Origin of the sequence: Gordonia zhaorongruii, assembly GCF_007559005.1 — a bacterium.
GTDB classification, from domain to species: Bacteria; Actinomycetota; Actinomycetes; order Mycobacteriales; family Mycobacteriaceae; genus Gordonia; species Gordonia zhaorongruii.
This window is the reverse complement of sequence record NZ_CP041763.1, coordinates 2862236-2888681: the sequence shown is the minus strand read 5'-3', so window position 1 is coordinate 2888681 and position 26446 is coordinate 2862236. Positions and strand designations below refer to the sequence as shown.

Sequence of the window (26446 nt, the reverse complement as noted above, 5' to 3'; positions counted from 1 at the left end):
CCGGATCAGTCGTCGTCATGGCCGAACGGATCGCTGACGCTGCCGGGCAGCCAGGTGAGCCCGGGGACGCCCCAGCCGTTCCGTTTGATCGTCTTCTTCGCGGCGCGGGCGTTCCGGCCGATGAGGACGTCCACGTACACGTAGCCGTCGAGGTGGCCGGTCTCGTGCTGGAGCATGCGCGCGAAGAACCCCTCGCCCTCCACCTCGACCGGTTGGCCGTCGCGGTCGGTGCCCACCACCTTGGCCCACTCGGCGCGGCCGGTGGGGAAGCCCTCACCCGGAACGGACAGGCAGCCCTCGTCGTTCGAGTCCGGATCGGGCATGGTCTCGGGGATCTCCGACGTCTCCAGGACCGGGTTGATCACCTCGCCCCGCCTCCGGACCCCGCCGTCGGGGCAGTCGTACACGAACATGCGGAGGCCGCGGCCCACCTGATTGGCGGCCAGTCCGACGCCGTTCGCGCGGTCCATGGTCTCGTACATGTCGTCGAGGAGCTCGACGATCTCGCGGGCAGGACGACCGTCGCCGTCGAGTTCGACGGGGGTCGTCGGCTGATGCAGGACGGGCTCGCCCACGATGCAGATCGGAAGAATTGCCATGGGAAGACACAATACCGGCGGGATCGGACAGTGATGTGGCGTGTCGGCGGTGCGTCGTCGTGTGACGGCGCGCGCTCGTGGTTACACTTCTCTCGGAACCACACGCTTGTGATTCGCCCCGACCGGTCGGTCAGGAAGCGCGGAACCGGGTGCGGTGGACGGACACTTTCGGCAGGCAATGACGGCAGGCTTAAGGGAGCGAGATGGACGGCGCAACCGCGCGTACCCCCAACGGCGATGAACAGGCGTCGGCGGACAACGCCGATCCGCACGAGGTCGGGCCCGACGGGCTGACACGCCGGGAACACGACATTCTGTCATTCGAACGGCAGTGGTGGAAGTACGCGGGCTCCAAAGAGGAAGCGATCAAAGAACTCTTCAGTCTGTCGGCTACGAGGTACTACCAGATCCTGAACGCGCTGGTCGACCGCCCGGAATCCCTCGCCGCAGACCCGATGCTCGTGAAGCGACTGCGTCGGCTGCGAGCTTCCCGTCAGAAGGCGCGCGCCGCCCGGCGCCTCGGTTTCGACCTGTAGTTCAGCGCGTCGCGCGAGCGGCTCACTGCGCAGGCTGCCTCGTGCGATAAAGTTGCCGTGATGAAAGCTGACCGGGAAACCAATCGACTTCCGCTCCGTGCGGGCGCCATGCTGCTGCTGGCGATCGCCGTGGTCTTCATCGGCCTCGGCTGGCACAGTGCAGCGACGAGCGGCGAGGACGCCAGTTCGGACCTGGAGGCTGCGGGCCGCAACGCCCAGACCTCGGCTGAGCAGGCTCCCTCGACCGGATCTGCGAAGAGCACGGCGCCGTCCTCGAGTGCGGTGTCGGGCGCCGAGAAGGTCGGTTCGGTGTGCGTGCTGAATGCGGGCACGGTCACCGGGCTCGCCGGCGACGTCTCTGAAGCGCTCAAGAGCAAGGGCTTCGAGGTCAGTGGAGCCGAGAATCTTCAGACGAGCAGCATCAGCGAGAACACGATCTTCTACGGTGAGGGCGAGGAGGACGCAGCCAAGACTCTGGCGGAGGCAGTGCCGGGAGAGGCTTCCCCGGAGCCTCGTCCGGCAGCGTTCAGCAAATGCCAGGGACAACTCGCCGTCGTTGTCATCACCCGCTGATCCACCGACTTCATCCACAGCCCCCATACCGCGAAATAAGGAGCGTCATGTTCGCCCGTAACGTCACCCGAGGCACCGTCGCCGGAATCTCGACTACTCGTGTCCTGGCCATGGTTGCAGCGGCAGGCGCCACGGGCGCCGTTCTCGCGGGCTGCACTCCGAACGAGGAGCCGTCGTCGGCTCCCGGCACCACGCCGCCGGTCATCACCGGCGACCAGGTGAATCCGGACGCCGAGGCTCATCCGGGCGCGTCGTCGGCCGGCGGTGAGCAGACCGGCGCGAGCGGCAGCGAGAGCGGTGCGAACCAGACCGCCACCGTCACGCTCCGCGATAAGTCGGGCGGCGACGTCGGCATGGCCACCTTCACCTCCACCGGTTCGGCGGTCACCGTCGAACTGCGCGTCACCGGTATCGAACCCGGTCTGCACGGAGTGCACGTCCACTCGGTCGGCAAGTGCGACGCTGCAGACAACTTCTCTTCGGCAGGCGGCCACCTGCAGGTGAACGGCCACACCGGCAAGCCGGAGAGCGGCGATCTGACCAGTGTCAGCGTCCTGAAGGACGGAACCGGAACGGTCACCAGCACCACCGACGCGTTCACCATCGATCAGGCGAAGGACAAAGCGCTCGTCGTGCACGAGGTCGGTGACACCGACGGCACCAAGCGCCAGGCGTGCGGTGTGATCGAGGCCAAGTAGCGGCGACGCGGCGGTAGTCAGAGGGGCGGGGGTGCCTCCGGTGGGGAACCCGATCAGTCCGATCCCGTTCGAGGGATCGCCTGAGCCGACGATCGGCGTGGAGTGGGAACTGGCACTGGTCGATCGAAGTACTCGCGATCTGGTGAACCGTGCCCCCGATCTGTTCGAGCTGATCAGCGGACGCGGAGTCGACCGGGCTGCGCAGATCCACAAGGAACTGCTCCGCAACACCGTCGAACTGGTCACCGGGGTGTGTCACACGGTGGCCGAGGCGATGGCCGATCTCGGTGCCACGCTCGACGTGGTCCGGGACCTGACCGCCGAGATCGACACCGATCTGTACGGGGCGGGCACCCATCCGTTCGCACCGTGGTCGACGCAGCAGCTCACGGAGGGCAACCGCTACGCGGAGCTGATCGAACGCACTCAGTGGTGGGGCAGGCAGATGCTGATCTGGGGCGTGCACGTGCACGTCGGGGTGAGTCGTCGCGACAAGGTACTGCCGATACTGTCGTCGCTGCTCAAGTACTATCCGCATCTGCTCGCACTGTCGGCGTCGTCCCCGATGTGGGGTGGTGACGAGACCGGTTACGCCAGTAACCGGGCGATGATGTTCCAGCAGCTACCGACCGCGGGTCTCCCGTTCCAGTTCGAGCGCTGGAGCGAGTTCGAGGCGTTCGCGCACGACCAGCTGACCACGGGGATCATCGACGATCTCAACGAGATCCGCTGGGACATCCGCCCGTCTCCGCACCTGGGCACGATCGAGGTCCGGGTGTGCGACGGTGTTTCGAACCGGCGGGAGCTGGCGGGAGTGGTCGCGTTGACGCACTGCCTGATCGTCGACCTGGATCGCCGGCTCACCGCGGGCGAGGAACTGCCGCAGATGGCCCCGTGGCTGGTTCAGGAGAACAAATGGCGTGCGGCTCGGTACGGAATCGACGCCATCATCATCCAGGACGCAGAATGCTCCGAGCGGCTCGTCACCGAGGACCTCGCGGACCTGCTGGTACGCCTGGAGCCGGTGGCCGCGTCGTTGGGATGCAGTGCGGAACTCGCGTCGGTCGCCGACATCGTCGCGGGGCGGATCAGCTACCAGCGACAGCACGACGTGCTCGCCCGGACGGGCAGCATGCGGGACGTGGTCGGCTCGATCGTCGACGAACTGGACTGACGGAGGCCGGACCCCGACCGCGACGGGACCGGCAGCGAACTGCTCGACTGAGCTCGCCGGCCGAGGGAATCCGCTCCGGCCGGGTCAGTTTTCGTCGCGCGACGACAGGGGCCGCAGCTGTGATTCGTCGAGCAGTTGCTCGTCGCCGCGCTGCTCTCGGTACACGAGACGGCCGACGCGCTGTGCGATGACCGGGGCCGTGATCGCGGTGAAGAGCGCGGCCAGGACGAGCATTCCGCTGTCCGGATGACCGTTGATCTCGATCAGCGTCCCGATCAGCACGAGGAACATGCCGAAGGTCTGCGGTTTGGTCGCCGCGTGCATCCGGCTGAGAGTGTCCGGGAAGCGGACGATGCCGATGGCCGCGGTCAGTGCCACGAGCGATCCGAACAGGACGAAGGAGGCCGCGAGGATATCCCTGATCATTCGTCATCCCTCACTCGGAATCGTGCGACGGCCACCGACCCGATGAAACTCACGAGACTCAGTACGACGATGCCGGCCGCGATGGTGGTGTCGCCGCTCGCTGCGACCCAGACGGCCAGGCCGCAGATCATGATGGCGACGATGGCATCGATGCCGACGAGGCGGTCGAGCGTGGTGGGGCCGCGAAGTGCGCGATACGTGGTGAGGATGACCGCTGCCATCAGCATGCCGCCGGCTGCGGCCCAGACGTAGGTCATCGTTTCCTCCTCCGCAGACCGCGGTCCCGGTCACGTGCCGACGCCTCGGCCACACGTTGGCGATCGCTGAACGGCACGTGGTGGTAGTCGTCATCGATACCGTGAAACGGGCTCGGATGCCATTCCGAGTCGCGTTCGAAGGCCTTGATGAACTGACGCTCCACATAGGCCATCTGCCGGTGGAACGAATCGACCTGCGATTGCTTGCGCACATCGAAGACGTGGACGTACAGCATGCGCCGCAGGTGGTCGATCTCCACGACCATGGTTCCCGGCACCAGGTTGATGTAGTCGATGGCGAGTGTGAGCACGAGGTCGGACTTGATCGCGAGGTGGACGCGGACGACAGTGCCCAGCGGCGGGTTGCCCGGCGTGAGGGCGGCCCACGCGACCTGCGCGCTCGACACGACGAAGTTGTAGACCAGGGACATGGCGAGGGCGGCAGTCGCGATCGGATGCAGTTTGCCTTCGACCGGCACCCGGGGGAGGGGCAGGAGCGCCATCACCAGGGTGCCGAACAGCACTCCGATGATGATGTTCGCCCAGGTGACCTCGCCCCACAGAAGGACCCAGACGAAAGCGAGCCAGGAGACGCCCCACACCCGGAGTGCGAACTCCCGCAGGTCGCCGCCCGCCCACGACGGCACCTTCAGGTGCGCGTGGATCCAGATGCCGAACTTCGCCACCGGCCAGGCCAGGCTCAGCACGGTGATCCGCCACAGATTGCCGACGAATGCCGGAAGCAGGCGCTTGCCTGCCGCCTTGGCGTGCGGCTTGTCGGGGAACGGGGTGCTGCTCATCGGCCTCCACCTCGTGGCATCAGATGGTCGGCAGCCGTGGAGTCGTGGGGCAGAACAGTGGTGATGTACTCGGCCCGATCGAGCACGGCGTCTGCGGCATCGTCGGTGTACGCGAAGATCGGTCCGGCCCACACGGTGAGGGCCAGCCCGACGGCGACCATGGCCGCCGTGGGCACAACCATGGTGGCGGGCATCCGGCCGACGTCTTCACGTTCGGCGACGAGGACGTCGGTCCCCTCTTCGACGAGGGCGGACGGCGTCGACGACGCCATGTTGCCCTCGGGAGCGTCGGCGCGTGCACGCCAGAATCCCTTCGTCCAGATGCGGGCCATCACGTAGAGGGTCAGCAGACTCGTGACCACGGAGCCGACGATCAGAATCCACGACAGCACGGAACCGTCGGCTACGCCGGCCTCGACGAGCGCGACCTTTCCGATGAACCCGGAGAACGGCGGGATACCGCCCAGGTTGAGCGCCGGGATCAGGAACAGGACGGCGAGCAGCGGACTCGCGATGAGGCCGCCGAGACGTCGCAGGGAGGCCGAGCCGGCTTGCCGCTCCATGAGTCCGACCACCAGGAACAGGGTGGTCTGCACCAGAATGTGGTGCGCGACGTAGTAGATCGCCGCCGACGTCGATGCCGTCGAACCGACGGCGACGCCGAAGATCATGTAGCCGATGTGACTGACGAGAGTGAACGACAGCAGACGTTTGACGTCCGACTGCGCGATCGCACCGAAGATGCCGACGAGCATCGTCAACAGTCCCGCGATCATCAGGACCGTGTCCATCGATCCTCCGGGAAAGAGGAGCGAGTGAGCACGGATGATCGCGTAGACACCGACCTTGGTCAGCAATCCGGCGAACACCGCGGTCACGGGTGCCGGTGCGGTGGGATACGAGTCCGGCAGCCACGTCGACAGCGGGAACACCGCTGCCTTGATGCCGAACGCGACCAGCAGCACCGCGTACAGGGCGTTCCGCGTGCCGTCCGGTACCTCGTCCAGCCGCACCGCCATCTCGGCGAGGTTCAGCGTGCCGGTGGTCGCGTAGGCGAACGCGATACCGGCCAGGAAGATCAGCGACGACACCATGGAGACCAGCACGTACGATGCACCGGCGCGGACACGTTCCGCGCTGGCGCCCAGCGTGAGGAGCACGAAGCTCGCGGCGAGCAGCACCTCGAACGACACGTACAGGTTGAAAAGGTCGCCGGCGAGGAAGGCGTTGCACACGCCCGCGGTCAGAATCAGGTAGCTGGGCAGGAAGATCGACACCGGCTGCTCGGTCGTGCCGTCTCGGATGCCCTGCCCGATGGCGTACACCACGACGCACAGCAGGACCGTCGTCGACACCACGAGCATGAGAGCCGACAGGCGGTCGACGACGAGGGTGATGCCCAGCGGCGACGTTCCACCGTCGCGGCCGCCCCAGCCGCCGACGTGCACCGCATACGGTCCGTTCTTCGTGGTGAGGTACAGCATCGTGCACGATGCGGCCAGCGCGATGCCGATGGCGCCGGTCGTCACCGGGCGCTGGAACGCGGGGTTGCGGCCGCGTAGCAGCGTGAGAGCGGCTCCGAGCATGGGGACCAGCGTCGGGAGGACGATCAGGACGGTGATCCAGGAGCTCTGCGGGATCATCGGTCGCCTCCTTCGTGCTTTCCGTCGGGTGAATCCGACGGCGGGGCCTCGTCGCCGTCGCTGAGCTTCGCGAGGTCTGATCGGGCCGATTCGGTGTGCGAGCTCGGCAGATCGTCGTCGTCATCGGACAGGTGGAGCAGCAGTTCTGCATCCTCCGGCATGAGGTCGGTCTCGATGACGCCGGTGTGCGCGGCTTCGAACTCCTCGACGGTCATCGGATTGCCTTGATCGTCGAAGAAGTCGCCGGCCACGGTATCGGCGCCGGTGTTCGGGTCGTCGCTGCGGTCGCGGTCCGGGAAGTTCTTGAGGGAACCGGTCGCGATCTTCACGTCCTCGGGGTCGTCCTGCAGGTCGTCGTCCAAGCCCTCGGTCGACGTGGGTTCGACATCGCTCGACGGCTCCTCCGCGGCTCGCCGGTTGATCACGAACAGGCGGTACGTGAGAGCGAGTACGAATGCCGCGATGCCCATGGTGATGACGATGGCCGTCAGCACCATGCCCTGTGCGAGCGGATCGGCGTCGGCCGTGTGCCCGTTCGATCCGCGACCCCGGATGGGCGGATTTCCGGGAGAGCTGGCGAGTGTCACGATCAGGAGGTTGATGCCGTTTCCGACGAGTAGGAGTCCGAACAGCATCCGGATGAGGCTGCGTTCCATCAGCAGATACACGCCCGACGCCGACAGCGCTCCGGCGACGATCAGCAGTCCGAGGTTGACGGTCATCGGCGAACCTCCTGATGTGCCCCCGTGAGCGGCTGGGCGGGCAGCGATCCGGTCGTCGGTGCGTCGTCGGCGACGTCCAGACGTGCGCCGAGGCTGCGCAGGACGTCGAGGACCAGACCCACCACGATCAGATAGATGCCGAGGTCGAAGAAGAGCGCGGTCACGATGTGCACGTCGCCGAATACCGGGAGGTGCAGGTCGATCACCGCGGACGACAGTGCGGGCGCGCCGAGGAACAGTGACGTGGTCGCGGTCGCCGCCGACACGAGCAGGCCTGCCCCCAGGATGGTTCCGGCCTCCACCGGCAGCGCCTCGCCGAGTTCGTAGCGTCCGCCGGCCAGATAGCGCAGGACCAGAGCGAGTCCCATCACCAAACCGCCGGCGAAACCGCCGCCGGGGGCGTTGTGACCCGCGAAGAACAAGTACAGCGACAGGATGACCAGGGTCGGGAAGACGACACGTGTGGTCGCCTCGAGGACCATGGAGCGGTGGCGGGGATCGCGGAGCTCGCTGCCGCGCAGCCAGGTGGTCCGGTCGCTGGCCACCGTGTAGTCGTCGCTGAGGCCGGCCTGCAGACGCGCCGCGTCGGTGATCCGGGGAACGGCACCGAACCGCCGGTTGCGGAACACCATCGACGCGACGCCGGTGGCGGCGACGATGAGGACGGACACCTCGCCGATCGTGTCCCAGGCGCGGATGTCGACGAGGAGGACGTTAACCGCGTTGGAGCCGTGGCCGAACGTGTACGCGGCATCGCCGAGCCTGACCTGGAGTGGTTCGGTGGAGCGTGCGGCGGCGGCGAACAGGCCGACGACCACGAGCATCGCGCCGAACGCGATGCCGATGAGAGCGCGTGCGGGCTTGAATCCGGTGGAGTGGCGGGTGGCGGGTTCGCTCGGCAGCTTGCGCAGAACGAGGACGAACACCACCAGGGTCACGCTCTCCACCAGGAACTGGGTGAGGGCCAGGTCGGGGGCGCCGTACAGGGCGAACAGGGCGCCGCAGCCGTAACCGGTGAGGCCGACCACCAGGGCGCTCGCCAGACGGTTGCGCAGAATGGTGGTGCATGCCGCTGCGGCGATCATCGCCACGCCGACCACGACTTCCTCCACGGTGTCGAAGCCGCGAATCGTGAGCTGGTCGCGCTCGCCCACGGCCAGCGCGACGACCGGTAACAGGACCGCCGTGATCAGGATGATGCTCTGCGTCAGGGGCAGTGAACCGCGCTGCGTGTACCGGGTGATCCACAGCGACGCCGTGTCCGCGCCGCGCAGCGTGGCGTCGTAGATGCGGTCGGCGTTGAGCGGCGGCGGATTTCCGAAGACCGCACGTCGACGGGCGCGCAGGATGACGAACAGTGCCGCACCGCCGACCACCACGATGATCGAGAACACGACGGGCAGGCCGAACCCGTGCCACAACGCGAGGTGCTCGGCCGGATGACCGAAGCTGGGCAGCGTGCTCGCGTACGGACGGAACAGTTCGTCGAGCCGACCCGCGGCGAAGGACACTGCGACACCCAGGACGGCCAGGATCGCGGCGGGTGCTTGGAACGCGATGTTCGGCGGATGCAGGGCTGCGACCTGACGGGTCGGCAACCGGCGGACTTTGCGTCCGAACGCGCCCCACAGGAACCGGGACGTGTACGCGAATGTGATGACCGAACCGAGGACCAGCACGATGTCGACGATGATCGCGACCGGGTCGTCGAATGCGCCGGTGGTCCAGACGCTGCCGAACGCCGTCTCCTTGCCGACGAATCCGATGGTGAACGGCAGGCCGGCCATGCTGGCGCCCGCCAGCGCGGCGATGCCGGCGAGAACCGGCAGACGGTGGCCGAGGCGAGCGAGGAGGCGGATGTCGCGGGTACCGGTGGAGTGGTCGATGATGCCGACCACCATGAACAGGCAGGCTTTGAACATGGCGTGCGCGACGATCATCGCGATTCCCGCCATCGCGACGTTGGCGTCGCCGACGCCGACGAGAACTGTGATGAAGCCGAGCTGCGAGACCGTGCCGAACGCCAGGATCAGTTTCAGGTCGCGTTCACGGAGCGAGCGCCAGCCGCCCAGCACCATGGTGACGAGACCCAGTCCGATCACCGGGATCTGCCAGCTCAACTGGTCGGCGAATCCGGGTGCCAGGCGCGCCACCAGGTAGACGCCCGCTTTGACCATCGCTGCGGCGTGGAGGTAGGCGCTGACCGGAGTGGGTGCGGCCATGGCGCCCGGAAGCCAGAAGTGGAACGGCACGATGGCGGATTTCGACAGCGCACCGATCAGGACGAGCACCACCGCCAAATTCACGAGGACGCCGGCTTCCGGCGGGTGCGCGATCAGGTCCGACAGCAGGTAGCTGTCGTTGCGTTCGCCGAGCATGACGATGCCGATCAGCATCGCGAGTCCGCCGAACGTGGTCACCAGGAGCGCCTGCGTGGCGGCGCGGCGCGACGTCGCGCGCACCATGTTGAAGCCGACGAGCAGGAACGACAGGACCGTCGTGACTTCCCAGAACACGTACAGCACCAGCATGTTGTCCGAGACGACCAGCGCGAACATGGCGGCCGCGAAGGCGACGATCTCGCCGCCGAACGTCTCGATGCGGCGACGCATCGTGTCGAAGTAGTTGGCGCAGTAGACCAGGACCAGCGAGCCGACACCGAGGATGAGTACCGACAGAACGGCCGACAGCGTGTCGAACCGGACGTCGATGTCCATGTTCAGGCTGGGGACCCAGGTCAGCGACTCGGTGCGCGGCGGGGCGCTCGGGTCGGGCCAATTCACGATCACCCACGCGAGTGCTGCCGCAGGCATCGCGGCGAGGACGTAGAAACCTTTGGTTCCGCAGGCTTTCATGATCGGTGGTGACACGAGCGCGCCGAGGGCCAACGCGATCATCACAACGATCAAAAGGTGCACTCCGTCGAGTTATCAGTGCGGGCGGGGTGTCGAAACAGGGGTTCTGCCGGGTTCTACTCTACCGTTTCGTCCATGAATGCTTTGCTTCGAGTCTGTGCTGCACTGCTGATCGCCGTCGTCGGTGCGTTCGCTCTCACCGCGTGCGGAGGCGAAGAGGAGCCGGATCGGCCGGGTGTGGATCTTCCCGCAGGCTTCCCGACGGACGACGTTCCGCTGATCGATGGCGCCGTCATGGCGGGCTCGGGTGATGACAAGGGATGGCGGGTGACGATCCAGGCCAGCGCCGCGGATGGCAACGCCCTCGAGAACGCAGTCAAGAAGCTCGTCGACAGCGGGTTCGAGGAGTCGAGCCGCGCAGGCGACAATGCGCAGCGGACGGTTCTGCTGACGAAGAACTCCGATCCGAGCACCTACTGGGTGAACATCGGCATCTCGGCGGACGCCGCTGCCGGCGGATCGTCGATCTTCTACAACGTGACTCGGACGAACTGATCCGGAGCGGGTGACCCGGTTCCGAGCGAGACCGGACGCGGCTGTTCGCCTCAGCCTCGGCGATTCTCGGCGTATGCCTCGAGTTCGGCCACTTGGCCGGGGTCGAGAGACGGGCGGACCGTCCTCCGCGCCGCCTCCACGTCGGTCGCGGTGACGGTGGCAGCCTCGATGTCGCGTCGCATGGCGGCCAGCGCCGCTTCGCGCAGAAGCGCCGAGCAGTCCGCCGCCGAATAGCCATCGAGGTCCTGCGCCAGTTCCTCGATGTCGATCCCGTCGAGAGGCACGCTCCGTGACGAAGCCCGCAGGATGTCGGCGCGCGCGTCCGCATCGGGTGGTGGGACGAACACGATCCGCTCCAACCTGCCCGGCCGCAGCAGGGCCGGATCGATCAGGTCGGGCCGGTTGGTGGCGCCCAGGACTACGACGTCCGACAGCGGTTCCACGCCGTCGAGTTCGGTCAGCAGCGCGGCCACCACACGATCGGCGACACCGGAGTCGGTGGACCCGCCGCGACGAGGTGCGAGAGCGTCCACCTCGTCCAGGAACACCAGGGACGGCGCCGATTCGCGGGCGCGCGTGAACAGGTCGCGGACGGCTCTCTCAGACGAACCGACCCACTTGTCGAGAAGTTCGGCGCCCTTGACCGTGTGCACGGACAGGCGGCCCGATGCCGCGAGGGCACGCACCACGAACGTCTTGCCGCAGCCGGGCGGACCGTAGAGGAGGACACCGCGCGGCGGGTCGACGCCGAGCCTGGTGAACGTGTCCGGATGCTGGAGCGGCCACAGCACCGCCTCGGTCAGTGCCTGCCGGGTCTCGACCATGTCGCCGACGTCGTCGAGGGTGATCGATCCGAGCGCTACGTCCGGCGACTCCAGACGTGACGCGGGCCGCACCACGGTCAGTGCCTCGGTCAGGTCCGCAGTGCGCAGTGCGGGCTCGCCCGACGAATCGGCGGCGCGGGCGGCGGCGCGCAGCGCCGCGTCCCGGACGACCGCGGCCAGATCGGCGGCCACGAAGCCGGGCGTGTGAACGGCTACGTCATCCAGGTCGAGCTTCCCGTCGGCGGGCACGCCCGACAGGATCGCTCCCAGTAGCTTGGCGCGGAGTGAAGCGTCGGGCAGTGGGATGGACAACGACCGGTCGCACAGATCGGGTTCGCGCAGCCGGGGGTCGAGGGCCGTGGCGTCGGCGCTCGTCGCGACCAGCGCGACCTCTCCGGAGCCCACCGCGGTCCGCAGATCGTCGACGATCAACGCCGATACCGGATCGGGGTCCGCGGGCAGGAGCGCCTCCACGTCGGTGATGAGCAGAACCCCGGGACCCGCGCTGCGGAGCCGTGCGATCGCGGAGGTAACTGCGGCTCGCCGACCGTCTGCGGCGAGGGCTCCCGACGTGGGCCCGTCGATCTCGACGAACGGACGGTCCGCGCACACCGAGCGCACGACGGTGGCCTTGCCGACGCCCGAGGGACCGGTGACGAGAACTCCCAGACGTGGTTGCGCGCCCAGCGCGCGGAGGATGTCCGGAGTGTCGAGCGTGACGGACAGCCACTCGGTCAGGCGGGTGGTCTGCGAGTCGACGCCGACCAGTTCGGACATCGGCCGCACCGGGTGAGCGGGTCGTTCCGGCTGCACGTCCGAGGCAGAGTGAGGCTGCGTCGATGCGCCGGACGGTTGGCGGGCACCGAACTGCTGGGCACCGGTCGTCGGGCCGGTTCCCGCGCTCGCAGTGCCGCCGTTCGGCGTCCCCGAGGCGAGCGCACCCGGCGCTCCGGAACCATCGTGACCTGCCCACAGAACTGCGGTGTTGGTCTGCACGCTCACCGGGCCCGCAGGCTCGGTGGCCGCGACGGTGAGCAGTTCGTTGGTCCAGGTGATGCCGAGTGTGCGGGCGAGGGAACGCGTCGCCTCGCTGGCTGTCAGCTCGGGACCGAGATCCCGTGGGAGCAGGGACAGCGTGTCGCCGACCGAGACCACCTTGCCGAGCAGCGCTCGGCGAAGCGTCGGTTCGCTGACGGACGCCGATGCGATGGACGACCCGCTCACCGTGATCCTCGCGGCACCGTGTACGACGACCGGTGACACCACTACCTGCGTGTCCTCACGGATGCCCAGATTCGAGAACGTGATGTCGTCGAGCAGCACCGTTCCGGGAGGCGTCCCGTCGTCGGCGCGGGCGACGACCGACGCGACGGTGCGCGCCCCGGTGACGCCGATCGCGTCCCATTCGGTGAGGGAGAGGGCGGTGAGCACTTCGGGGTGCACGCGCACGAGGCCGCGTCGCGAATCTGCGGCCGACGTGTTGAGCCGGGCGGTCAGGGTCAACGTCGGTCCGGTCACTGGATCAGTCCTCGTGAGTGTGAGACGGGTGAGTGTCGTGCGTCGTGCGTGCGACCGGCCGGCGCAGACCGAGTCGGGTCGACGATTTGGTCGGGATAACGCGGCGGCGAGTTCCCGCGGCGACGGCGGCGCGCTTCTCCGAACGGCGCTCGATGCGCCGATCACGAGCGGGAATGTCCCAGTGCTCGGGGTGCGCCGCGATCCACCTCTGCATGCGCCAGGCGAACGGGATGTGCAGCAGGTATGCCGTCACCGCGATGATCATCAACAGGTACGGGAACGTCATCAGGAGCGCGGCTGCGGCGGCGACGACGACCAGCAACCCGGCGAGCGCACTCGGACGGACCCGTGCCGACTTGAAGGAAAGCGTGGGGATCCGGCTCACCGCGAGCAGGCCGACGAACACCAGCCAGGTGCCGACCACCGCGGTGGACGTCCACCAGCCGTCGCCGAAGTGCTGGGTGACGCCGACCGGCAGCAGGGCCATGACGGCGGCGGTCGGTGCAGGCACGCCGACGAAGAAGTCCTTGGTGTACCCGGGCGCGGAGTCGTCGTCCAGCAGAGTGTTGAAACGTGCCAGGCGCAGCACGATCGCCGAGCAGTAGATCAGTGCCAGGACCCAGCCGAGGTCGGCGCCTGCGCCCTCGTGCTGGCGGATGACGGCCGAGTACACGATGAGCGCAGGTGCCACCCCGAAGTTGATGGCGTCCGCGAGCGAGTCGATCTCGGCGCCGATCTTGGTGGTCGCGTCCATCATCCGGGCGACTCGGCCGTCCAGGCCGTCGAGGACGGCGGCGACGACGAGGAGCGCGAGAGCCATGTCGATGTCGCCGGTGTCCGCGGAGCGAACCGCGGTCAGTCCGGCGCAGACCGCGAGGATGGTGAGCGCGGACGGAAGGAAGATGCGGCTGCCGCGCAACGGTCGGCGCAGATTCGGGCGGTCGCGGCGCGGCGTGCGTCCGGCGACGCGCAGACGCCGGCGCGGGCGGTCGGGGCGACGGGGGCCGGGTCGGGCAGGTGCCATCAGCGCAGGCTCGCGAATACGGTCTCGGCGCCGACCGCGCGTTGTCCGACGGCGACGCGAGGCACGGTGCCGGGCGGGAGGAACACGTCCACGCGCGAACCGAAACGGATCAGACCGTAGGTGTCACCGAGGCCCAGATCGTCGCCGACCGCGGTCTCGTTGACGATGCGCCGGGCGATCAGGCCCGCGATCTGCACGACTCCCACCTGCGGGCCGGTGCCGTCGGGTCCGGTCGCCAAGGTCATCGAGGTCCGTTCGTTGGCGGTACTGGCTTCGGGGAGGTCGGCCGACAGGAACTCGCCGGGCGTGTGCTCCACCGACAGCACGCGACCCGCGATGGGGACGCGCTGCACGTGGACGTCGAAGATCGACAGGAACGTGGAGACGCGCGGCACCGGCTGGTCGCCGAGGCCGAGTTCCGGGTGGGGGACCGCCTCGTCGACGAGTGCGACGGTGCCGTCGGCAGGCGCGACGACGAGACCGGGTTCGGTCGGCGGCACGCGTGACGGGTTTCGGAAGAAGAGAGCGGAAGCGCCCGCCGCGGCCAGCGCCGGACGGGTGATCCAGGGATGGCCGCGGCCGAGCACGGCGACCGCCGCGGGACCGGCGATGAACCCGATCCCACCGCGATGGATCGGCGGAACCGTCTCCTGGAACAGGTCGATCAGGTGCCCGGCACCGGTACGTGCATCAGGGCGTGCGGGGCGTCGTGCCACCCGGGTGCCTCCTAAGTCTGGCTCCGGCAGCAGGTCGAGCGGGAGCTCATGGTGTTGGCACTCAGCTTAACGCCGGTGTCAGGAGGCCTCGGCGGCGCGCTTGATCTTTCCGAGGGTCTCGCGGATGCCTTCGCCGAGTTCGGCCTCGAACGACTCCTCGCCGCCGAACACCTTGTCGACGAGGAACGCCGACACCGCGGTGGTCTTACCGCCCGCAGCCGCGCGCGATTCGGTGAGCGTCACGCCGTTCGCGCTGGGCTCGATCCGGTACGACCACACGGTCCGGTTCTCGAAGACGCGGAACGCGACCTCGCGATTGGGCTCGAAGGCGACGACCTTGGCGTTCGTCGGCCACACGAGCGGACCGCGACGGTTTACGTTCAGGGTTCGTGCCCCCTGCTTCACCTCACCACCGAAGACGATCATCTTCTGGCACTGCGGACTCCACTCGCCCATGCGCTTGAGGTCGCTGATGACCGACCAGACCGCCTCCGGAGTGGCGTTGATCTCGACGGAGTCCTCGATACGCGGTGCGGCCATGACATATTCCTTCGGTCGTAGGGTGTTGCCCGCCACCATAAACCAGTCGGCGTGACCGGCTCGCATCACCAGCACGTAGAACGGCCGAATCGGCTCGCGGACGGGAGACGCCGGCGCATGCGGGTCGGTGATGCGGGCAGCGGGAGATCGTGGGGGTACTTCGCACCGGGGCGCGCAGTCGGGAGTGGAATCAGAGTGCCGCGGCGACGAACAGGCCGATCGCGACGAACACCACGGCGTTGAGCCATGCGGCGCGCGAATAGCCGTCGCCGGACTCGTCGAGCAGCACCGCCCCGAGTCGTCCGGGCGTGAGCCAGTCGATGAGCACGAACGAGAACATCATCAGCGCGATCGTCGCGACCCCGTAGCCGAGTGCGAACAGAATGCCCTGCCAGAGGTCGAAGCCGGTGGACGCGCCGATCGCGGCGGCGAGGGCGATCGCGAGCCCGGACGCCTGCGCGACGGCGAGGACCACGGCCGAGCGGTTCTGCTCGGCCCACACCTTGGTGCGCAGACTCCCCGGAGTGATCAGGTCGAGTGCGGCGAAGCCGACGATGAGCAGGCCGACCGACAGCAGTCCGTACGAGGTGACGTCGGCGAGGCTGCTGCGGAAGGTCTCCAGCGGTTCCATGCGTTCACCTTAAGGGGATTCGTCAGCCGACGGTGACCATCTTCCATTCGGCGACCGACCCGGTCAGCTTCGCCAGATGGGCGTCGGCGTCGCCGAGCGTGTGCGAGATGGCGGTGAGCCGGCTCGCGTAGTGCCCGACCGGGTATTCGGCGGTCATGCCGATGCCGCCGTGCATCTGGATGGCCTCCTGCCCGACGTGCCGTCCGCTGCGGCAGATCTGCAGCTTGGCGCGGGACGCGGTGATCGGGTCGTAGTCGCCGTCGGCGAGCGATGCCGTGAGATAGGTGCTCATGCTGCGAGCGAGTTCCACCTGCACGTACATATCGGCGGCCCGGTGCGAGAGTGCCTGGAAGGTGGACAGGGGGACGCCGAACTGCTTGCGCGCCTTCAGATACTCGGTGGTGAGGTCGAGCGCCCGACTCATGGCGCCGACCGCCTCCGCGCACAGCGCCGACTGTGCGGCGATCTCCACTTCGGTGATGGCCTGCGAGGCGTCGCCCTCTCCGAGTCGGGTTCCGGGAGTGCCCGTGAACTCCACCTGCGCGCCGCGGCGACGGTCGTGGGTGCGGTACGGCGTCACGGTGACCCCCTCGGCGTCGGCGGGGACGAGGTAGAGCCCGACGGTGCCGTCGGCCTCGCGGGCCGAGACGACGAAGGTATCGGCGACATCGCCGTGGTCGACGAGTGTCTTGACCCCGGTGATCGTCCCGTCGGTGGCGGTCGTCGCGGCGCCGTCGGTGAGTACTGCGGCGTGCGGCCAACGGTCCCGATTCTCGTTGTGCGCGAATGCGAGGAGCCGTGCGCCGGATGACAGCCCGTCGACGATCTCGGAACGGGTGGTGTCGTCGGCGGTGCGGGCGACGAGTGAGCCGGGCACGACGACCGAACCGAGCAGCGGTTCGGGAGCCAGGCTCGCGCCGATCTCGGTCATCACCACCGAGAGCTCCTCCGGGCCGGCGCCCATGCCGCCGTCCTCCTCACGGAAGACGAGACCGAGGATGCCGATCTCGGCGAGCGAGCGCCAGACATCACGACTCCAGCCGAGCTCGGTGTCGGTGACGGCGCGGAGCTTCTCGACGTCGTAGGCATTGGTGAGCGCGCTGCGCACTGTGTCGCGTAGCAGAGCTTGTTCTTCGGAGAGTTCGAATTCCATCGGGTTCCCTGCGTCTCGTGGTCTGGGTCTACAGACCCAGAACGGCCTTGTCGATGATCTGGCGCTGAACTTCCGACGAGCCGCCGTAGATCGTCACCTTGCGGTAGTTGAGATAGGTCGGCACCGATAGCTGCGCCCACTCCGGCGACAGCACGTCGGCTGTTCCGTTGGCGTCTGCGGCGTCGGGCCCGGCCACCGGCAGCGAGTCGGCGCCGGCGATGTCGGCGAGCAGCTCCATGGCCTCCTGCTGGAGTTCCGAACCGCGCAGCTTCAACAGCGACGACGCCGGATTGGGCTTGCCGTCCGACGAACCCACGACCACCCGCAACTGCGTGACCTCCAGGGCGAGCAGTTGATTCTCGAGGTCTGCGATCCGCGAGGCGATCGCCGGATCGTCGAGAAGGGTGCCGACCGGAGTCGTGATCTGCGCAGCCAGCGTCTTGGCGCGGGCGAGCTTGGTCTTGGTGTAGCCGACGCGGGCGATGCCCGACCGCTCGTTTCCGAGCAGGAACTTCGCGATGGTCCAACCGTCGTTCTCCTTCCCGACCAGATTCTCGGCGGGGACGCGAACGTCGTTGAAGAACACCTCGTTCACCTCGTGACCGCCGTCGATCAGCTGGATCGGGCGCATCTCGATACCCGGCGTATCCAGGTCGATCAGCAGAAAGCTGATGCCCGCCTGCTTCTTCACGTCCGGGTCGGTGCGGACCAGCATGAAGATCCAGTCGGCGTACTGGCCGAGGGTGGTCCAGGTCTTCTGTCCGTTGACGACGTACTCGTCGCCGTCGCGGACCGCCCGCGTCTTGAGTGATGCGAGGTCGCTGCCCGCCTCCGGCTCGGAGAACCCCTGGCACCACCACAGGTCGAGGTTTCGAGTGGCAGGCAGGAAGCGCTCCTTCTGGGCGTCGTTGCCGAAGTGCGCGATGACCGGACCGACCATGCCCGCATTGAACGGGAGCAGGTCGGGGACGAAGTTGAGCGACATCTCCTCTCGCCAGATGTGGTGCTGCACCGGCGTCCAGTCCTGACCACCGGCTTCGACGGGCCAGGCGGGCACCGCGATTCCGCGCTCGTTGAGGATGCGCGTTGTGGTCACGACGTCGTCGGGCCACTGCTGCTTGCCTTCTTCATTGCGGCGGCGAATCTCCTCGGGGATCGCCGTGGTGAAGAAGTCGCGGAGTTCGCGGCGAAACGACTCCTCTTCGGGCGTGAATCGCAGTTGCATGCCCTATTACTACCCGGACGATGTGGATCACGTCACGTCAACCGGTCGACGTAGGGTGTTCCGCATGAAACATGTGCACGCCTTCGGCGACGACTGTCTGGGTGAGCTGGATGCGGTAGGCCTCGCGAAGCAGATCGCGGATGGGGAGACGACCGCGTCCGAGGCGCTGGAAGCGTCGTTGGCGCGATTGGATCGGATCGAGCCGACGCTGTCGGCGGTCGCCATCGACGACCGGGAACGTGCGCGCGAGCGGGCCGCGACATCACCGTTCAGCGGGCCGTTCGCGGGTGTTCCGACGGTGATCAAGAACAACACCGCATTCGCCGGGATCGCGACACGGTCCGGGTCGGCTGCGACCCCGGCGAGTGCCGCGCAGGCCGATGAGCCGTTCACCGGTGAGTTCGTCGGCACCGGACTCAACGTGTTCGGCGCGTCGACGATGCCCGCTTTCGGGCTGACGGCGACCACCGAGTTCGTCGACCGCGATCCCACTCGCAACCCGTGGGACACCGACTTCTCGGCGGGCGCGTCGTCCGGTGGTTCGGCAGTGCTGGTCGCGGCGGGCGTCGTGCCGATCGCTCACGGGAACGACGGCGGCGGCTCCCTGCGCATTCCCGCAGCGGCCTGCGGGCTGGTCGGTGTGAAACCCTCACGCGGTCGGACGGCTCCCGCCGAACTGACCAAGAACCTGCCGATCGACCTGGTCTCCAACGGAGTGATGACGCGTACCGTGCGCGACAGCGTGGCGTTCCTCGCCGATGTGGAGCGCCGTCATCCGGCGTCGAAGCTGAAGCCGATCGGCGCAGTGGAGGGGCCCGGCGACAAGCGGTTGAAGATCGCCCTGGTGAACACCCCGATCACGGGCGGTCTGCTCGACCGTCCCACGGATTCCGCGTTGATGGAGACCGTCGATCTGCTCGAGTCGCTCGGGCACCGGGTCAATACGGTGCCGTTGCCGGTGGACCGGTCGTTCGTCGACCAGTTCATCGACTACTGGGGACTGCTCGCTTTCGGGATCGACAGATTGGGGAAGGTGTCCGTGGGGAAGGGGTTCGACCGGTCGCAGGTGGATTCGTTCACGCGCGGTCTGTCGAACACGTTCCTGCGTCACTTCTACCGACTGCCCGGGGACGTACTCGGCCTCAAGCGCGGGTCGCGGATCTTCCGGGCGATATTCGACGAGTTCGACGTCGTCCTGTCGCCGACGCTCGGTCATGTCACTCCGAGGATCGGCGACCTGGCGCCGACCGGAGACTTCGACGAGATCCTGGACGGTCTCATCCGCTACGTCTCGTTCACTCCGGCCAACAATGTGAGCGGGACCCCCGCCGTGTCGCTGCCGCTCGGGTCGACGCCGGACGGGTTGCCGGTCGGTGTTCATCTCTGCACCGATCTCGGTGACGAGCGCACCCTGCTCGAACTCTCGTACGAGCTCGAGGCTGCACGGCCGTTCGCCCGCATCCAGGACGCTGTCTGACCTCTCCATCGCACGATGCCCCGAAAGTCTCGTCGGTCGAATGAACGTTTCAAGCGACTGACGTGACGATCGGGGCATTGCGCGAGGAAGTGGGCACATGGGCCCTGATCAGTGCGCGGTAGCGCCTTCGGCTCCGACTCCGGTGAGGGAGCGGACCTCCATCTCGGCGTTGCGTGCCTGCTCACCACGGTCGCCGGGCGACGTCAGCGTGCCGACGATGCCGAGGATGAACGCGAGCGGGATCGAGACGATGCCCGGGTTCGACAGCGGGAAATACGAGATGTCGATACCGGGGACCATAGCCGTCGCACTGCCGGTCACCGCAGGCGAGAAGACGATGAGCGCGATGCACGAGATCAGACCGCCGTACATGCTCCACAGCGCGCCGCGCGTGTTGAATCGGCGCCAGTACAGCGAGTAGACGATCGTCGGCAGATTCGCCGAGGCGGCCACCGCGAATGCCAGAGCGACGAGGAACGCGATGTTCTGTCCGTTGGCGAGGATGCCCAGAACGATGCTCACGAGTCCGAGCACGACGACCGTGATCCGCGAGACGCGCACCTGGTCGCTTTCGGATGCCTTGCCGCGCTTGATGACCGATGCGTAGATGTCGTGTGCGAAGGACGCGGACGCGGTGATCGCCAGACCGGCGACGACGGCGAGGATCGTCGCGAAAGCGATCGCGGACACGATGCCCAACAGGACGGTGCCGCCCAGTTCCAAAGCGAGGAGCGGAGCTGCCGAGTTCTCGCCGCCTGCCGCGCCGAGGATCCGGTCCGGTCCGACGAGGGCGGCCGCGCCGTAACCCAGGATCAGCGTGAACAGGTAGAACGCGCCGATCAGCGAGATCGCCCAGACAACGGAACGGCGAGCCTCCTTGGCGGTGGGCACCGTGTAGAAGCGCATCAGGACGTGCGGCAGGCCGGCGGTACCGAGGACCAACGCGAGACCCAGCGACAGGAAGTTGATCTTCGACTCCGTCGAACCGCCGTACTTCGCGCCGGGCGCGAGGACGTCACGGGACGCGACCTTCGGATCCGACGATCCGGAAATCATGTTCTGCGCTTCGCCCATCAGATGGGAGATGTTGAATCCGAACTTCACCAGCACGATCGCCGTCATCGCGACCGCCGCTGCGATCAACAGGCACGCTTTGATGATCTGCACCCAGGTGGTGCCCTTCATGCCGCCGATCAGCACGTACGCGATCATCAGCACGCCGACGACGGCGATCACGATGCCCTGACCGGTCTTGTCGTGGATGTTCAGGAGCAGTGCGACGAGTCCGCCGGCCCCGGCCATCTGCGCGAGCAGGTAGAACAGCGAGACGACGAGCGTCGACAACGCCGCGGCCATGCGGACCGGGCGTTCCTTGAGTCGGAAGCTCAGCACGTCGGCCATCGTGAATCGACCCGTGTTGCGCAGGAGTTCGGCGACGACGAGCAGCGCGACGAGCCAGGCGACGAGGAACCCGATCGAGTACAGGAATCCGTCGTACCCGTAGACGGCGATGGCGCCTGCGATACCGAGGAAGCTGGCGGCCGATAGGTAATCGCCTGCGATGGCGATACCGTTCTGCGTTCCGGAGAATCCGCCTCCTGCGGTGAAGAACTCCGATGCCGTCGCGTTCTTACGGCTGGCGCGGATCACCACGAACATGGTCACCGCGACGAACGCGACGAAGATCGAGATGTTGATGGCGGTGTTGCCGACCGCCTCAGTCTCGGCGGCGAGTTGCGTGGTGATCATCTGGTCTCCTTCGCAGCATCCGCGTACACGCCGGTCGCGAAGTTCTGACGGATCGTTTCAGCCTTCGGGTCGAGGTCGCGGTTCGCGAACCGGACGTAGGCGAAGGTGATGCCGAACGTCGTCACGAACTGGATCAGACCCAGGATCAGACCGACGTTGATATCGCCCCACACCTTGGTCGCCATGAAGTCGTGCGCGAACGCGCCGAGAATCACGTAGACGGCGTACCAGAGGAGGAAGAACACGGACATCGGCGCGATGAAGCGCAAGAGGACCCGCCGGAGGTCAGTGAACTCGGGACTCGCCTGCGCGACGAGGAACTCGTCGGGCGACGGTCGCAGTCGCTCATTCGGCGGTGGTGCCTGTTCGGACACGATCACTCCTTATTGTGAGAGTCGACGGTGATTCGCATTCGTCGAGCATGAACGAGACTCACATCACAAGCGATGGGAAATGTGACCTGATCGCCGAGGTTGTGCAGAGGTGCGGTGAGCGGTCACCGGGGATCGATGAACGGTGGCCGTTCGCTACGGGGTGCGTTCCACACCGAGGCCGAGACGTTCGGGTACGTGCATCGCCGCGAAGACTCCGGCCACGCCGGTCGGCGTCGTCGACCGGGTGGCCAGGCTGGCCCCGATCATCGTCGCGAACGTCAACGGCACGGTGACCGCCGCCGGATAATCGGCGATGACCGCAGGCCAGCCGGCGAGCGCCGCGTCGTCGATGACGTCCCCCACGACCAGCACCACCGCAGTGGCCGACGTGACGGCGCCGATGACGAGCCCGGCGATCGCACCCGACGCGGTGAGTCCGCGCCACCAGATGCCGAGGAGGAGCAGCGGACAGAACGTCGCGGCGGACACCGCGAAGACCAGTCCGACCGACCTGGACAGGTCGAGCGAGCCGGCACCGAGTGCGAGACCCATCGGCACGAGTCCGCCGATGAGTGCGCAGATCCGGAAGCTGCGCACCCCGGCGGGCAGCAGGTCGGTGGACATGACGCCGGCGATGCTCACGAGCAGACCTGACGATGTCGCGAGGAATGCGGCGATCGCACCTGCGGCGACCAGGGCGGCCAGCAGGGTTCCCCAGGCGCCCGACAGGGCGGCAGTCGGCAGCAGGAGGACGGCGGCGTCGGTGTTGCCGGTGGCGAGGACCTGGGGTGTCCACATCCGGGCAAGCGCCCCCAGCACGGTGGGGAACAGGTAGAACACCGACAGCGCGATGATCACGTTGAGCGCCGTGCGACGGGCCGCCCGCCCGTCGGGGTTGGTGTAGAAGCGCACCAGCACGTGGGGGAGCCCCACCGCTCCCAGGAACGTGGCGACCATGAGGGACAGCACCTGGAACAGCGGATGGCCGCCGCCGAGTCCGCTTCCGGATGTCATCCACTCGGCGCCGGTCCGGGGAGCGTCCGATACGACCGGGGTGGTCGCGCCGGCGGCCAGGTGAATCGTCGACCCGGCCTCGACGACGATCGTGCCGGCCGCCGGAGCCTGATGCACTGTGCGCCCGTCGACGACGCCGACGATCCGGACGCCCTCCGGGTCGGTGACCCGCACGCTCACGGTGCGTTCCACGTCGACGGTCGTCGCGGTGACGACCCGGGGTGGCAGCGGTTCGCCCAGGTCGTGGGGGTCGTGGGCGAAGGTGAACGCGAGTGCGATGGCCGGTACGGCGATCGCCGTCAGTTTGAGCCAGTACTGGACCGCCTGTGCGAACGTCACCGAGCGCATGCCGCCGCCGACGACGTTCGCGATCACGAGAGTGCCGATGGCGACGATGCCGATCCACGGCGGCAGACCGAGCAGGATGTCGAGGGTCAGGCCTGCTGCTTGCAGTTGCGGAACCAAGTAGAGGACGCAGATCAGGATGACGACGACCATGGCCACGCGGCGGGCGCGTGGGGACGCCAGCCGGAACTCGGCGAAGTCGGGCACCGTGTAAGCGCCGGATCGGCGCAGCGGAGCCGCGACGAACAGCAGGAGCGCGAGATACCCGGCGGTGAATCCGATCGGGTACCAGAGCGCATCGGCGCCGTACTTGGCGACGAGGCCGGCGACTCCGAGGAACGACGCGGCCGATAGGTACTCGCCTGCGATGGCGGCGGCGTTCCAGCCGGGGCCGATGCTGCGGGACGCGACCAGGAAGTCGGATGTGGACCGTGCGCTGCGACCCGCGTACGCGCCTGCTGCGAGGGTGCCGAACGCGGCGGCGAGAATCGCGATGACGGTCAGCGCCGTGACGTGAGCGCTCATCGTGGTTCGCCGCTCCGGTCATCGGTGAGGCGGATGAAGTCCTTCTCCGCCTGATCGGCGAGCCGCACGTACAGTCGGCCCGTGATGTAGAGGATCGGGTACGGTGCCACCCCGAGGACCAGCCAGTTGAGTGGCAGTCCGAACACGGTGGCGTCGGCGAACGGATGCACCGTGGCGCCGAGGATCGGTATCGCGGCGAAGATCAGCACCACGGCCAGCCCGAGCCGCAGGGCGAGGCCGAGTTGTGCGCGAACCAGGCCGCGGACGAGGTTCTCGCCGACTCCGCTCTGCTCGGCCACCTGGCGCCGGGTGTGGACCACGCGTGCACCGCGCCGTTGTGCGAGAACGACCCGTTCACGCGGCGGCGTATCGGGTGCCACGTCAGCCGCCCGTGCGGCCGGATCGGATGGTGCGCATCGGATCCCGGACCAACCGGTCCTTCAGCTCGCGGACTTGTCTGCGACTCACCGGCAACTCGACGGCAGGTGAGTTCCCGCTGCCCTGGACCCGGACCATCGTCGAAGCTCCCGCAGCGCGCAGCCCGCTCACCATCGGAAGGCTGACGAGGTAGCTGCGGTGCACGCGCGCGAAACCGTGCGTGCGCCACCGTTCCTCGAGGACGGACAGCGGCACTCGTACGAGATGCGATCCGGCGTCGGTGTGGAGCCGCGCGTAATCGCCGACGGCCTCGACCCAGATGACCGCGTCGCGCCGGACGAGCGATGTGACGCCACCGGATTCGACGGGGATCACGTCGTCGCGGTCGGCTCGCTCCGGTTCGGCGGCTGCCCCGTCGGGTTGCGGCACCGGAGCGGAGCGCTGGCTGAGAACGCGCTCGACGGCCTGGTCGAGGCGTTCGTCACGCAGTGGTTTGAGCAAGTAGTCGACGGCGCCGACGGCGAACGCATCGACGGCGCGGTCGTCGTGCGCAGTGACGAACACGATGTGCGGCGGAGACGAGTAGTTGGCCAGGAATCCCGCCAATTCCATCCCGCTCAGTCCGGGCATCGAGATGTCGAGGAAGACCGCGTCGACCGGTACATCGGCCAGCTCGCGCAGGGCGATCGTCGCATCGCCCGCGGTGCGCACGGTCTCGATCGCCGGATGACGGTTCAGCAGGTAGGCGAGTTCGTCCAGAGCGGGCGCCTCGTCGTCGACGGCGAGCACGGTCAGTCCGGTCATCGGGGGCGTGCATCCCTTCCGTCGGGGGCGGCGTCGGCGCGAATGCCGGATGCGAACTTCGGGACCCGCATGCTCACCTTGGTGCCTGCGCCGACCGCGGTTTCGACAACCAAACCGTAATCGTTGCCGAATGCCGCCCGCAGACGTTGGTCCACATTCGTCAGCCCGACGTGGGCACCGTCGGATTCGGCGGGCCCGGCCGGGTCGAGAGCATCGATCGGACCGGTGCGCAGGAGCTCGGGGTCCATGCCCGCGCCGTCGTCCTCGATGCTGATCAGGCAGTCGGTCCCCTCGTCGATGCCGGTGATGCCGATCGTCCCGTTCCTGCGCCCCGCCAGACCGTGGCGGACCGCGTTCTCGACCAGGGGCTGCAGCGCGAGGAAGGGGACCACGACACCGAGCACCTCCGGGGCCACTTGGAGACGGACGCTCAGGCCGGACCCGAACCGTGCGCGCTCGAGGGTGAGATAGCGGTCGATGTTGCGGAGTTCATCGGCCAGCACCGTGTACTCGCCTGCGGCGCGGAACGAGTACCGGGTGAAATCCGCGAAGTCGAGGATGAGCTCGCGTGCGCGGTCGGGGTCGGTCCGCACGAACGACGCGATCGTGTTGAGGGCGTTGTAGATGAAGTGCGGACTGATCTGTGCGCGCAGCGCGAGGACCTCGGCGCGATCGAGTCGGGCGCGGGAGGCGTCGAGTTCGGCCAGCCGGAGTTGGCTGGCGGCATAGCGGGCGACTTCGGTGATGGTGCCGATCCGGCCGGGGCCGGGGTCGTCGAGCGTCGCGACGATCAGCACTCCCGCACTGACGCCGTCGGTGATCAGCGGGGCGGCCACCAAGTGCCGGGCGAGGGCGGCGGGGCCACCGGGATCGTGTTCGACGGCGGGTCGCTGATCCGCGAGGACCGTCGTCGCGAGCCGTGCCGCCGAGCGTGCAACGGGCACCGTCCACAGGTCACCGCCGCTGTGGCGGGCGAGGAGCTCGGCCGCCGGACCGTAGAGTGCGACGCCATCGGCGGCGGTCAGCGCCAGCAGCGGGCCGACCGCGTGGGTGGCCGATTCTTCGGTGAGGCCGCGGCGCAGCGGACGGGCCGCCAGGTCGGCGGTGTGCAGGGTGTCGTGGACGGCGCGCTCGTGCGGAGTGGACACCACGCGGCGGGTGCGCAGCGCGATGGCGACGAGCAGCGCGGCGAGCAGCGCTCCCAGGACCGTGATGGCGATCAGCTCACCGGACATGGACCCACGGTATCGGGCGGCTACTACGTGGCTTGCGGATCGCCTGATCCGGAACGATCGTGACGATGACTCGTCG

26 protein-coding genes are annotated in these 26446 nt (G+C 67.8%); 6 read left to right on the top strand and 20 right to left on the bottom strand.

Going from position 1 to position 26446, the window contains the following annotated elements:
- Positions 1–5: 5 nt before the first annotated feature.
- Positions 6–599, bottom strand: a complete 594-nt coding sequence (locus FO044_RS13365; RefSeq protein WP_132992362.1) for a peptide deformylase — start codon at positions 597–599, stop codon at positions 6–8.
- A gap of 203 nt (positions 600–802) precedes the next feature.
- Here FO044_RS13365 and FO044_RS13360 point away from each other — a divergent pair, with 203 nt between their 5' ends.
- Genes FO044_RS13360 through FO044_RS13345 form a run of 4 tightly spaced genes read left to right on the top strand, consistent with a single transcriptional unit; the run spans position 803 to position 3580 of the window.
- Positions 803–1135, top strand: a complete 333-nt coding sequence (locus tag FO044_RS13360) for a nucleoid-associated protein NapA (protein ID WP_132992361.1) — start codon at positions 803–805, stop codon at positions 1133–1135.
- Between the two features lie 60 nt (positions 1136–1195).
- The gene (locus FO044_RS13355) at positions 1196–1708 is read left to right on the top strand and encodes a LytR C-terminal domain-containing protein (protein ID WP_132992360.1); all 513 of its coding nucleotides are present in this window, start codon (positions 1196–1198) and stop codon (positions 1706–1708) included.
- Between the two features lie 47 nt (positions 1709–1755).
- Entirely contained in the window at positions 1756–2406 is a 651-nt protein-coding gene (locus FO044_RS13350) for a superoxide dismutase family protein (protein WP_132992359.1), read from the top strand.
- Positions 2407–2446: 40 nt separating this feature from the next.
- Positions 2447–3580: a glutamate--cysteine ligase gene (locus FO044_RS13345; protein WP_132992358.1), complete on the top strand. Its 1134-nt coding sequence runs from the start codon at positions 2447–2449 to the stop codon at positions 3578–3580.
- Positions 3581–3664: 84 nt separating this feature from the next.
- Here the strand turns inward: FO044_RS13345 and mnhG are convergent, their stop codons facing one another.
- Genes mnhG through FO044_RS13315 form a run of 6 tightly spaced genes read right to left on the bottom strand, consistent with a single transcriptional unit; the run spans position 3665 to position 10337 of the window.
- A complete protein-coding gene (mnhG, locus tag FO044_RS13340) occupies positions 3665–4006 on the bottom strand; it encodes a monovalent cation/H(+) antiporter subunit G (protein WP_132992357.1) in 342 nt (113 codons plus the stop codon).
- Positions 4003–4263 (bottom strand): monovalent cation/H+ antiporter complex subunit F, encoded by a 261-nt coding sequence (locus FO044_RS13335; protein ID WP_132992356.1) that lies wholly within the window; start codon positions 4261–4263, stop codon positions 4003–4005. Before FO044_RS13335 ends, mnhG begins: the two co-directional genes overlap by 4 nt.
- Positions 4260–5063, bottom strand: coding sequence for a Na+/H+ antiporter subunit E (locus FO044_RS13330; protein WP_132992355.1), 804 nt, complete (start codon positions 5061–5063; stop codon positions 4260–4262). Before FO044_RS13330 ends, FO044_RS13335 begins: the two co-directional genes overlap by 4 nt.
- Positions 5060–6706 (bottom strand): Na+/H+ antiporter subunit D, encoded by a 1647-nt coding sequence (locus tag FO044_RS13325; protein ID WP_132992354.1) that lies wholly within the window; start codon positions 6704–6706, stop codon positions 5060–5062. Before FO044_RS13325 ends, FO044_RS13330 begins: the two co-directional genes overlap by 4 nt.
- The gene (locus tag FO044_RS13320; protein ID WP_132992353.1) at positions 6703–7428 is read right to left on the bottom strand and encodes a Na(+)/H(+) antiporter subunit C; all 726 of its coding nucleotides are present in this window, start codon (positions 7426–7428) and stop codon (positions 6703–6705) included. The genes FO044_RS13325 and FO044_RS13320 overlap by 4 nt, the downstream gene beginning before the upstream one ends.
- The gene (locus tag FO044_RS13315) at positions 7425–10337 is read right to left on the bottom strand and encodes a Na+/H+ antiporter subunit A (RefSeq protein ID WP_132992352.1); all 2913 of its coding nucleotides are present in this window, start codon (positions 10335–10337) and stop codon (positions 7425–7427) included. The genes FO044_RS13320 and FO044_RS13315 overlap by 4 nt, the downstream gene beginning before the upstream one ends.
- 81 nt (positions 10338–10418) lie before the next feature.
- Here FO044_RS13315 and FO044_RS13310 point away from each other — a divergent pair, with 81 nt between their 5' ends.
- A complete protein-coding gene (locus FO044_RS13310; RefSeq protein ID WP_132992351.1) occupies positions 10419–10838 on the top strand; it encodes a hypothetical protein in 420 nt (139 codons plus the stop codon).
- A gap of 50 nt (positions 10839–10888) precedes the next feature.
- Here the strand turns inward: FO044_RS13310 and FO044_RS13305 are convergent, their stop codons facing one another.
- The 7 genes from FO044_RS13305 to FO044_RS13275 form a co-directional block, all read right to left on the bottom strand.
- Positions 10889–13180 carry an AAA family ATPase gene (locus FO044_RS13305; protein WP_143965823.1) on the bottom strand — a complete coding sequence of 764 codons (2292 nt, stop codon included), beginning with the start codon at positions 13178–13180 and terminating at the stop codon, positions 10889–10891.
- A 4-nt stretch (positions 13181–13184) separates the two neighbouring features.
- Positions 13185–14204: a CDP-alcohol phosphatidyltransferase family protein gene (locus FO044_RS13300; protein WP_143965822.1), complete on the bottom strand. Its 1020-nt coding sequence runs from the start codon at positions 14202–14204 to the stop codon at positions 13185–13187.
- Positions 14204–14920, bottom strand: a complete 717-nt coding sequence (locus tag FO044_RS13295) for a phosphatidylserine decarboxylase (protein ID WP_143965821.1) — start codon at positions 14918–14920, stop codon at positions 14204–14206. The genes FO044_RS13300 and FO044_RS13295 overlap by 1 nt, the downstream gene beginning before the upstream one ends.
- A gap of 78 nt (positions 14921–14998) precedes the next feature.
- Positions 14999–15460, bottom strand: a complete 462-nt coding sequence (locus tag FO044_RS13290) for an SRPBCC family protein (protein ID WP_132992347.1) — start codon at positions 15458–15460, stop codon at positions 14999–15001.
- Between the two features lie 190 nt (positions 15461–15650).
- Positions 15651–16091 carry a DUF350 domain-containing protein gene (locus FO044_RS13285; RefSeq protein WP_132992346.1) on the bottom strand — a complete coding sequence of 147 codons (441 nt, stop codon included), beginning with the start codon at positions 16089–16091 and terminating at the stop codon, positions 15651–15653.
- Positions 16092–16113: 22 nt separating this feature from the next.
- A complete protein-coding gene (locus FO044_RS13280) occupies positions 16114–17244 on the bottom strand; it encodes an acyl-CoA dehydrogenase family protein (protein WP_143965820.1) in 1131 nt (376 codons plus the stop codon).
- 28 nt (positions 17245–17272) lie between these two features.
- The gene (locus tag FO044_RS13275; protein ID WP_143965819.1) at positions 17273–18469 is read right to left on the bottom strand and encodes an acyl-CoA dehydrogenase family protein; all 1197 of its coding nucleotides are present in this window, start codon (positions 18467–18469) and stop codon (positions 17273–17275) included.
- Positions 18470–18533: 64 nt separating this feature from the next.
- Here FO044_RS13275 and FO044_RS13270 point away from each other — a divergent pair, with 64 nt between their 5' ends.
- Positions 18534–19946, top strand: coding sequence for an amidase (locus tag FO044_RS13270; RefSeq protein WP_143965818.1), 1413 nt, complete (start codon positions 18534–18536; stop codon positions 19944–19946).
- 108 nt (positions 19947–20054) lie between these two features.
- On the opposite strand, the gene FO044_RS13265 is transcribed toward FO044_RS13270, so the two are convergent.
- The 6 genes from FO044_RS13265 to FO044_RS13240 all read right to left on the bottom strand — a co-directional run bounded on the left by FO044_RS13265 (position 20055) and on the right by FO044_RS13240 (position 26370).
- The gene (locus FO044_RS13265; protein ID WP_132992342.1) at positions 20055–21695 is read right to left on the bottom strand and encodes a solute symporter family protein; all 1641 of its coding nucleotides are present in this window, start codon (positions 21693–21695) and stop codon (positions 20055–20057) included.
- Entirely contained in the window at positions 21692–22069 is a 378-nt protein-coding gene (locus FO044_RS13260; RefSeq protein WP_132992341.1) for a DUF485 domain-containing protein, read from the bottom strand. The genes FO044_RS13265 and FO044_RS13260 overlap by 4 nt, the downstream gene beginning before the upstream one ends.
- 153 nt (positions 22070–22222) lie before the next feature.
- On the bottom strand, positions 22223–23953 hold the full coding sequence (locus tag FO044_RS13255) for a sodium/solute symporter (RefSeq protein WP_143965817.1): 1731 nt from the start codon (positions 23951–23953) through the stop codon (positions 22223–22225).
- Positions 23950–24333: a hypothetical protein gene (locus FO044_RS13250; RefSeq protein WP_143965816.1), complete on the bottom strand. Its 384-nt coding sequence runs from the start codon at positions 24331–24333 to the stop codon at positions 23950–23952. The genes FO044_RS13255 and FO044_RS13250 overlap by 4 nt, the downstream gene beginning before the upstream one ends.
- Position 24334: 1 nt before the next feature.
- A complete protein-coding gene (locus FO044_RS13245) occupies positions 24335–25135 on the bottom strand; it encodes a LytR/AlgR family response regulator transcription factor (protein WP_143965815.1) in 801 nt (266 codons plus the stop codon).
- A complete protein-coding gene (locus FO044_RS13240; protein WP_143965814.1) occupies positions 25132–26370 on the bottom strand; it encodes a sensor histidine kinase in 1239 nt (412 codons plus the stop codon). The genes FO044_RS13245 and FO044_RS13240 overlap by 4 nt, the downstream gene beginning before the upstream one ends.
- Positions 26371–26446: the final 76 nt, after the last annotated feature.

Excerpts from the sequence above, each read along its gene's own strand:
- FO044_RS13275 (WP_143965819.1), bottom strand. The coding sequence starts at position 18,469 with ATGCAACTGCGATTCACGCCCGAAGAGGAGTCGTTTCGCCGCGAACTC.
- FO044_RS13300 (WP_143965822.1), bottom strand. The coding sequence starts at position 14,204 with ATGGCACCTGCCCGACCCGGCCCCCGTCGCCCCGACCGCCCGCGCCGG.
- FO044_RS13280 (WP_143965820.1), bottom strand. The coding sequence starts at position 17,244 with ATGGAATTCGAACTCTCCGAAGAACAAGCTCTGCTACGCGACACAGTG.
- FO044_RS13285 (WP_132992346.1), bottom strand. The coding sequence starts at position 16,091 with ATGGAACCGCTGGAGACCTTCCGCAGCAGCCTCGCCGACGTCACCTCG.
- FO044_RS13350 (WP_132992359.1), top strand. The coding sequence starts at position 1,756 with ATGTTCGCCCGTAACGTCACCCGAGGCACCGTCGCCGGAATCTCGACT.
- FO044_RS13270 (WP_143965818.1), top strand. The coding sequence starts at position 18,534 with ATGAAACATGTGCACGCCTTCGGCGACGACTGTCTGGGTGAGCTGGAT.
- FO044_RS13255 (WP_143965817.1), bottom strand. The coding sequence starts at position 23,953 with ATGAGCGCTCACGTCACGGCGCTGACCGTCATCGCGATTCTCGCCGCC.
- FO044_RS13335 (WP_132992356.1), bottom strand. The coding sequence starts at position 4,263 with ATGACCTACGTCTGGGCCGCAGCCGGCGGCATGCTGATGGCAGCGGTC.
- FO044_RS13265 (WP_132992342.1), bottom strand. The coding sequence starts at position 21,695 with ATGATCACCACGCAACTCGCCGCCGAGACTGAGGCGGTCGGCAACACC.
- FO044_RS13245 (WP_143965815.1), bottom strand. The coding sequence starts at position 25,135 with ATGACCGGACTGACCGTGCTCGCCGTCGACGACGAGGCGCCCGCTCTG.
- FO044_RS13320 (WP_132992353.1), bottom strand. The coding sequence starts at position 7,428 with ATGACCGTCAACCTCGGACTGCTGATCGTCGCCGGAGCGCTGTCGGCG.
- FO044_RS13290 (WP_132992347.1), bottom strand. The coding sequence starts at position 15,460 with ATGGCCGCACCGCGTATCGAGGACTCCGTCGAGATCAACGCCACTCCG.
- FO044_RS13355 (WP_132992360.1), top strand. The coding sequence starts at position 1,196 with ATGAAAGCTGACCGGGAAACCAATCGACTTCCGCTCCGTGCGGGCGCC.
- FO044_RS13310 (WP_132992351.1), top strand. The coding sequence starts at position 10,419 with ATGAATGCTTTGCTTCGAGTCTGTGCTGCACTGCTGATCGCCGTCGTC.
- mnhG (WP_132992357.1), bottom strand. The coding sequence starts at position 4,006 with ATGATCAGGGATATCCTCGCGGCCTCCTTCGTCCTGTTCGGATCGCTC.
- FO044_RS13330 (WP_132992355.1), bottom strand. The coding sequence starts at position 5,063 with ATGAGCAGCACCCCGTTCCCCGACAAGCCGCACGCCAAGGCGGCAGGC.
- FO044_RS13365 (WP_132992362.1), bottom strand. The coding sequence starts at position 599 with ATGGCAATTCTTCCGATCTGCATCGTGGGCGAGCCCGTCCTGCATCAG.
- FO044_RS13325 (WP_132992354.1), bottom strand. The coding sequence starts at position 6,706 with ATGATCCCGCAGAGCTCCTGGATCACCGTCCTGATCGTCCTCCCGACG.
- FO044_RS13360 (WP_132992361.1), top strand. The coding sequence starts at position 803 with ATGGACGGCGCAACCGCGCGTACCCCCAACGGCGATGAACAGGCGTCG.
- FO044_RS13240 (WP_143965814.1), bottom strand. The coding sequence starts at position 26,370 with ATGTCCGGTGAGCTGATCGCCATCACGGTCCTGGGAGCGCTGCTCGCC.